We start from the raw sequence: 8650 nt of genomic DNA on the forward strand, positions 1-8650 counted from the left end.
ATGTTCATATTTAAGCGTTTAGAACTGGATATTGATACCGCCCGAGATCGTGCGCACGGGGGAGTAGTTGGCCTGGGAGGTAGCTCCCGTGTAGGAATAACGGGGATCGAAGCCCTGTCGTTTGGACCAGTAATAAACGTTTTCGCAGGCGAGATAAATACGGAGTTTGCCGATGCCGAACTTCTGGGTGATTTTCGACGGAACGGTATATCCGAAGTTGATGTTCTGCAAGTTCAGGTAGCTGGCGTCGAGCAGGAAACGATCGGACTGTGCGTTCTGATCCTGATCCTCGTACTGCAATCGGGGGATATTCGACGAGGAGTTTTCGGGCGTCCAGGCGTTGAGAATATCCTTGTGCCAGTTCATACCGGTGGACTTGTTGGCCGGGGAGTACATGGCTGCGGCGTAACCGGAGTCGTAGGCCAGACCGCCGATCTGATAGGTGAAGGCCACGCTCAGATCGAAGCCGTAGAAGTTCAGCGAGGTGCCGAAACCGCCGTAGAGGTCGGGGATCGGGTTGCCGCAGAGGTAGTCCGAAGCCTTGGCATATTCGGTCGTGGTGACGCGGCGGCCGGTGGGCTGGTTGTTTTCGTCGAGCTCGTCCATGTACCACATGGATTTACCCTCGTCCGATACGCCGGCGTACTTCTTCAAATAGAAGGTGTACATCGGGAGTCCTTCGCCGAAGAAGGTCGTACCGCTGACATAACCCTGATACCCTTCGACGACCTTGTTGCGGCGCTCCTGGGGCAGCATGGTGATCTTGTTGCGCAGGTGGGTCATGTTGAGGTTGATGTCCCAGATGATGTTGTCGGTGCGGATGGGCGTGTAGTTCAGCTCGATTTCGATACCGCTGTTGCGCATGTCGCCGACGTTGGCATAGTAGGACGAGTAACCCTGCGAGGGCGGTACGGGGAACGAGAGCAGCATGTCGGTGGTTTTCCGGAGGAAGTACTCGACGCCGCCGGAGAGCATGCCGCGGAAGATGCTGAATTCCACACCGGCATTGAAGTTGGAGTTGGTCTCCCAGGTGATGTTTTCGGCGCCCTTCGAGTTGAAGACGGTCGAAACTTCACCGTTCGCGTTTTCGATGGTATAAGTATTCGTGTACCGGAAATTTCCGATGTTGTCGTTACCCTGGGAACCGATGGAGGCCTTCAATTTGAGGTTGTCGAGCCAGTTCTGGGTTCCGGCGAGGAAGTTCTCGCGGGTCAGGATCCAGGCGCCGCCGAGGGACCAGAAGTTACCCCAGCGGTGGTCGGGATGGAAGCGCGAAGAGGCGTCGCGACGGAACGACGCGGAGAAGAAGTACTTGCTTTGGTAGTCGTACATGGCGCGGGCGAAGTAACCTTCGTTGTTGTACTCGCCGCGCGACGATCCTGCGCTCTGTTTGTCGATGATGGCACCGGAGAGCTCGTCGTTGTCGGGCGTAAGCATGTGGCTCTTGCTGCCCGAGATCGAATAGCTGCGGGCGTTGTAGTACTCATGACCCACCATGACGTTGACGTTGTGGTTGCCGATCTGCTTGGTATAGTTGAGGATCTGCTGCGTATTGTACTCGAACTGACGGGCATGCCCCTTCGAGATCAGACCCTCTTCGCCCTTGTACTGGCCGAAATAGGGGTTGAGAATGCTCGTGGAGCGGGTTTCGTCGAGCGTGACGCCGGCATTGAACGTGAACTTGAAATCCTTGAGGAAGGTGATGTCGAAGAATCCCGTACCGTTGAAGGCGTTTCCTTCGGCCTGCGAGGTATTGAGGCGCGAATCCGAGAGGGCGTTGCTGTCGGTGAAGACCGAACGCTCCTGACCGGCGTTATCGCCGCTTCCGTAGTCGTACATCATGATTCCGTCCTCCGTATATCGGATGTTGCCTTCGCCGTCACGGATATAGAGGGGATAGATCGGGCCGACGGTCGTCGTGTAAGCGAAGACGTTGCCGGAGCTGTTGCTGGCACCGCCGTCGTCGATCTGGTTGTAGTTGAACCGGGCGTAGTTGACGTTGGCACCGACTTTCAGCCATTTTTTGGCCTGATAGTCGACTTTCAGACGGGAGGTGAAACGCTGCATGTCGGAGTTGTAGGCGATACCTTCGTTGTCGAGGTAGCCCACCGAAGCGTAGACCGACGCCTTTTCCGTCGATCCGGAGATGCTGATGTTGTACTCCTGACGCAGGGAGTGTCTGAACGCGGCATCGGTCCAGTCGTCGGGCTGGATGTAATACTCCTGGCCTTCATAGACGACGCGACGTCCGAGGGTAGCCAGGGGATTGACCTTTCCGTTGATACCGATGAACTCCTGACCTTCCGGGAGGGTGTAGATCATATATCCGAGCCCCCCTTCGTTGGCCGAGGCGGCGAGGTTCTGATTGGCGAGCGAGTGGGCCTGGATTTCGCTCATACCCGAGTCGAGGTAATAGCGTTTCAGGGCGCCGTAGTGCACTTCATAGAAGTGTGCGGGGTTCTTGATGTATTCGTAGTCCTTGACGGCGCGGGAGTTGACACCCCATTTGGCATCGAACGAGATGACGGCATCCTTCGATTTGGCCTTTTTGGTGGTGATCATGACGACTCCGTTGGCACCGCGGGCGCCGTACAAGGCGTTCGACGCGGCGTCCTTGAGGACGGTCATGGACTCTATATCGTTGGGGTTTAAGTTGTTCAGGTCGCCCGAGTAAGGCATGCCGTCGACGATCCACAGCGGGCCGTTGCCGGCGTTGAGCGAGCTGAAACCGCGGATGCGGATATCGGGGCTTTGTCCGGGCTGACCGGAGGTATTGGTCAACTGCACACCGGCGACCTTACCGGCAAGGGCCTGTGCGACGTTGGACTGTTGTGATTTGGCGATGTCATCGGATTTGATGACGGTAGCCGAGCCGGTAAAAGCCTCTTTCTTGGCGGTACCGAAGGCGACGACGATCACATCGTCGATGGCTTGCGAATCTTCTTTGAGAGAGATGTCGATACGGGTTTTCCCGGCGACGGCGATTTGTTGGGATTGGAATCCGATGAATGAGACGAGGAGCGTGGCATTCGGAGAAGCCGAGATGGAATAACCGCCGTCTGCATTGGTCGTGGTACCGGAAGTTGTGCCTTCGATCAGGATGGTGGCACCGGCTACCGGATTTCCGGCAGGGTCCTTGACCGTTCCGGTCACCTGGATTTGCTGGGCGAGTACCGCCAGACAAAGTCCCAAAGCGACCGATAGCGTAAAGAGGAATTTTTTCAACATACAATAAATTTGAGTTTTGGCTCGGAAATGTAGATTGCCGGCGTCCTCACGTCGAGGCTCGCATTACACGGCAAAGGGGTTTTCTCCCAACTCGGGCCCGGATCGTTCCAGGATCCGGGCCCGGTTCAGGGAGGGTATCAATCTTTAATTTTCAAAATCTTGACAGAGCATCAGTTTCCGTAGAAGGAGTCTTCAAGGTCATTCGTCTTGTACCCCGAATACTTGGTCAGAGGACCTTCCCACTGAATGACTAATGTATTATTCGTTCCTGTCGGATTCGGAGAACCATATTGCAAAACGCCCCAATCCTTCATCTGGAAAGTGATCTTCCACTGCGTACCATCCTTCTGAATCGAAAGACTACTTTCATCTGGTGTTCTCGCCGTATAAGGTGCTGGATGCCCATATTCTCCTGCATAAAGAAGCTTCTCGCCACTCTGATAAGTAAACTTAAACTGCCACTTCAAATCTGCCTTGTCCTTCATATTTGCAATGTCACACAACAGATTATCATCATTAACAGCCAAGAATGGAGTAAGTATAGGAGAGTCAACAGAAGACACACCTTCTTTGACAAAATAGAAAAAATAAGCCGAAGTCTTCTCACCTCCTCCAATAGAATAGTTAGGTTCGTGACGAACCTGCACATTAGCAATAGTCCAATCTATAATCGTCGAGCCATCAGGCCGGCAAACCTGAATCTTCGGACGGAACGGCTCAACCGGAGTAAGAATCTCGGCGAAGGCAGAATTTTCCGCCGTCACGGAACCGAACCACTCGGCCTTGACCGTCGGGCCATCCTGGAATACGGCGTCGACACTCAAATAATAGTTATTCGATCCGGCATCGATTACACGAACCGTACCCGTAACATCCATCTTCGAAGCATCATAGGTTTTATAAGTCTCATAATCATAGACAAACAGACCGAGCTGATCCTTATTGGTTGCCAGATCGAACGTCTTGCCCAGATTGGCTTCAGCCACATTGATCTGCACGGCATAGCGGCCGGTCGTCAGTGCGGCAACACCCTCCTTGGGCTCCTCGGGATCGGTGGCAGGAATACCGAATGCAAACTGGTGAACACCGCCCTGGAAGTAGTTGAAAAGTTCCGTCAAGTCTCCGTCCATGACAGCGTCATCTGTAACGGAAACTTTCAGGTGGTCCGAACTCTTGTAACCGGCACTGATCGAGCCATAGTTATAGTTGGCGCGCAGGCGCTGGTCGGCACCCTTGATATCGAGTTTCACGTTGAGTTTCGAGATATCGGTACGATCCTTCTGCAACGTGAGCATACCAGCCATCCCGGGTGCGCTCTGGAACGTACCGCTCTGAACCGAAACCTTCTGCATGTCGTCCGTCGAGAAGTCGATTTCCAGTTTCGAATCGGCAACGAGACGTCCGTTGACAATCTGCTTGGGATCGAAATCCGAGGCGAGCCGAATCGTCAGACCGGCGGGAGTTTCCTCCGACGGAGCCGTCACACCCTCCTTCTCATAGACATAGTAGGTTGTGGTTCCGGCTGCGAAATCGACATATTCCACCACGCTGCCGATCTTCGTAGCCTGATCGTCGATACCGTACTGGTTGTTGAGCGTCGGCAGTTTGTAGAGCGTGCAGGTGTTGTTGTAACGGGCCAGCAGCGTCTTGCCGCTTTCGGTCTTCACATCGACGTAGAGCACCAGATGCGAGGTTTGTTCCAGCAGATTGACCGAAAGGTTGACATTGGCATAGCCGACCATGCTGGTCTTCGACACGGAGATATCCTCATAGTCGATCGAGAAGAGCTGGTTTTTGGTATCCACCGTTCCGGCGGGCTCTTCGACCATGACTTTCAGATAGTCGTCGGCAGCCTCCATCTCCTTGACTGTCTTGATGCCTTCGGTCGGCGAGAGATAGAAGGTGAAGAGGTTGGCATTCTCCTCATCGACCGCATAAACGGCCGATTTGATGTCGATCAGATCGCCTCCATTGTATTCAATCTGGTCATTCAGCGTTACGGGAGGAGGGGTAGGTTCGCCACCGCCACCGCCATTGTTGCTGTCGTCCTTCTTGCAGGATGAAGTAATCACGCCTGCACACAGAGCCGTCCACGACAAGAGACGGAGACCTGTAGAATAGAATTGTTTCATGGTGATGTTTTTTATGATTGGATTGAGATACAAAAGGCGCGGGATACGGGGATGTACCCCGCGCCTTTCCATACGATTTACAGATTTGGATTATCTGAATGAAGCATTGTCAATACGCCGAGCCCCGAGGGTCGAAAGGACCTGATCCCTTTCGGCCGACGACATGGCCGACAGGCGTTCGGGCGTCAGTTTTCGGGCCGACAGGCGTCCGGCAGCCGAACTCGTAGTGGTGGCAGGGAACTCATAGCCGGACGAAACGACGGGTACTTCATTATAGATGGGCTTACCGTCTTCACCGACTTGACCCGAATCAACCTTTTGGTAAACCGGGCCTTCCCACGAGCCCCGGATCTTGTGATGCAAGACATCCTCGCCGTCGATTGTGAATTTGAAGTAATTGTCGCCCTTGCCTTCGACCTTCTCCACCGTCACGGTGCCGGCATAGACGCAGGCGTATCCTCCGAGCGTCGGCTCTCCGACAGGTACATTTTCCTTAACTTCACCGGGATCCTGTATCCCATTGTTATTTTCGTCGTCCCACCGGTTTCCGATCGCCTCGACGACTTTCTCCCAGCGGGTACCCAATGCACCGTTCGTATGCATGTATCCGCGCGGGCTGACACCCGGTTTGAAGCGGACGGGGTAACGGTTTTCGGTGATGGGATAAACTCCCGGCGTAATTTGGCCGTCGGTTCCCGGTTTGACGAGGAGTTCAATCTGGAAGACATCGGTCTCGGGAATTGTTCCCGGCTTCGAACGACGGAACATGCCGGAATTGCCGATCTCGATAATTTGGAATCCGCTCTCTTCACCGCCCGGATTTGCCGACGTGATATAGTCAAGCGTCTTATAACCTGCGTCTCCGAAGTAGATTTCGGTCTGCGGATAGCAGTAAGCACGATCGAACTTCTCCAAATTCAGATCCAGGTCGGATTCCAGCGTCGACGAGCCGTCGTCCCGTTCGTCCTGCGATATGTCATCAAGATCGATAGGACCTTCGTAGAATCCCTTGACGCTGAATCCGGGGGCCGAGATCAGATCGAATTCGATCCGGTACCCCTTTTCAACTTTGGAAACATTAATCTCACCGGATGCGCCATAGGCGTAGCGGTCATGCTGGTTGTTCGCCGCATCGGGGCGATAAGAGACATAGGTACCGCCGGGGATTACTAAACCGAACCAGCTAAGACTAAAATCGTCATATCCCGTCCGCCAGGTTCCCTGCTGGGAGTAAGTACTGGAAGCTGTATAGGGTCCCTCCACAATTGTAACTTCTCTCTTGTCATTGAATTTCCGGCCGCAAAGGAGTATCGTGGCAGAGTAACCGCCGTTTTCCCGATTATCCCACTTGAAGTCATTGAACGTAAGCGACACCAGACCGCTGCCCGTAGAATAGATATCGCCCATATAATAAGCATACACGCAAGAATAGCCTTCGAATTCGATATTGTCTTCGTACATGGGCAAGTAGGATTCGATCGTGCCGTTAGCCATACGCAGATCTCCCGTAAAGCTAATATCATACTCCTTATTATACTCGGCATCGAGGCACCTGGTAGTGATCGTCACCTGGTCGGAGGAGCCGTCGCGCTGGATCGTCACGTCATCGCACAGCGCCAGTCTCGTTTCGGTGCCCTGCGCGTCACGGTGAAGGACATAGCTGTAATCGAAGTACCAGGTATGGTCACCCTTCTTATCGCTTTCGGTGAAGGTTCCGACCGGGAAATCCTTCCAATTATCACTCTGCGGACCGTAGAAGTCGAGAACCAGGGCATAACCTTCGTCGGTCAGGGTGAACGAATCAGCAGTCGAACCGAGGGTGAAGGTGGTATTCGTTACGGCCACGAAGTAGTTGTTGGTTCCGGCATTCTTAGCCGTACCCTTATAACGGGCGAAGATCTGCGTGGTGAGGGTGAGGATTTGCTCAACCTCACCGCTGTCGCCGCCCTCGGAGTGATAGACGCAGTAGCCGTAGTAGTTTCCGACGAGCGGTTCTCCGGAAGGAAGGGTTACATTGAGATCCATTTTGACCGTCGAAACCGACCCCATGAGAACATAGAGGCTCGACGATCCGGTCAGTTCGGAAACCGAAACCTCGGCGCCTTTGTAGCTGACGGAGCCGTTCTTGTCGTAGGCGGCCAAATCGCCGGCAGGAGACTTGGTTACGATTTTGATGTAGTCGTCAGCCACCAGCATGGCATCCAGATCCATCAGACCGCCGGTCGGCGAGAAGTAGAACGTGTAGACCTTCGTGTCTTTGTCGACCGTATAGACAACGGAGGCGATGCTGTGCTGGGCATCACCGACAGAGAAGGTGTTTTCAGGCAAACTGGTGGAACCGCCACCCGATTCGTCCGATGTGCAGGAGGTCATTGCTCCGCCGCACATCAAAAGACTACCCAAAAGCAAAAAGTAGATTTTCTTCATATTCATAAAAAGTATGTTTAATAAATCCGGTTTGTCGCGAAATTCCGTAAACTCTGATCCGGTGTCCGGGCGAAGGTCCGGGGGCATCAGTCCCGCGCCTCGAAATTCATTCATCCATTTATTAAAAATTCAACATCTTATATATATAAGGTATTGTAGGGATTTGATCTTGCCAGAGGCTTCATATATTGAGATGTGGTGTATACACGATCCCGGCTCGAAGAAGCGGGGAACAGTCCTTCACACCATCCGAAATATTCGACCATCCTGCAAAAATCAATCTGTACAACCACCGAAATGACGCCCAAAGATACGCATCACGGATGAAAAAAACAAACAGCCGTTCGCATTTCATATCATCAATCGGGAGCCGTCGATTTTCAAAAAAATACCAAATCCGGATTTCTAATTAAAGAACGCAACCAAATATACGCATTTTTTTCAATAATCAGTAATAAAAACGACAATTTGTTTAATTTTTTTTTGGCACACCAAATTATATCCGATTCTCGGGCATCCGGTTTTTACCTTTCAAAGAGGGGCAGCGGAGCGTTGCCAGGACTCCGCAGCATTCGTTTGAGTTTTCAGGACGGAGAGGGCAGGATCCGAAGGGAGTCGGACCGACGTTTTGATGTGCAACGCTCCGTCGACGCACCGCATCATATTCCGCTCCGTCCGAGGTTTTTAGGGAGGGATTCATTTCGGGGGACCGTGGGGGGGGGTAAGACAAACGACGGATCTTCGGATCCGTCGTTTGTCATCCCGCGCCCATGTATTGCGCGCTGGCGGAAAGTGAGGGATTCGAAGGGCGAAGCCCTCGCGGGGTTACCGCTGAAAATAAACGCCTGTAACCCCGCAACCCC

Annotated in this window: 3 protein-coding genes; all 3 read right to left on the reverse strand. The window is 53.2% G+C overall.

Annotation, left to right across the window (positions count from 1 at the left end):
* Positions 1-18 precede the first annotated feature (18 nt).
* The gene (locus B5G16_RS11050; protein ID WP_087263797.1) at positions 19-3228 is read right to left on the reverse strand and encodes a SusC/RagA family TonB-linked outer membrane protein; all 3210 of its coding nucleotides are present in this window, start codon (positions 3226-3228) and stop codon (positions 19-21) included.
* A gap of 170 nt (positions 3229-3398) precedes the next feature.
* Positions 3399-5360 (reverse strand): hypothetical protein, encoded by a 1962-nt coding sequence (locus tag B5G16_RS11055; RefSeq protein ID WP_143260877.1) that lies wholly within the window; start codon positions 5358-5360, stop codon positions 3399-3401.
* 90 nt (positions 5361-5450) lie between these two features.
* Complete coding sequence (locus tag B5G16_RS11060; protein WP_162612064.1) at positions 5451-7793, reverse strand: hypothetical protein; 2343 nt, start codon at positions 7791-7793, stop codon at positions 5451-5453.
* Between the last annotated feature and the right edge of the window lie 857 nt (positions 7794-8650).

Origin of the sequence: Alistipes sp. An66 (genome assembly GCF_002161445.1) — a bacterium.
GTDB classification, from domain to species: Bacteria; Bacteroidota; Bacteroidia; order Bacteroidales; family Rikenellaceae; genus Alistipes; species Alistipes cottocaccae.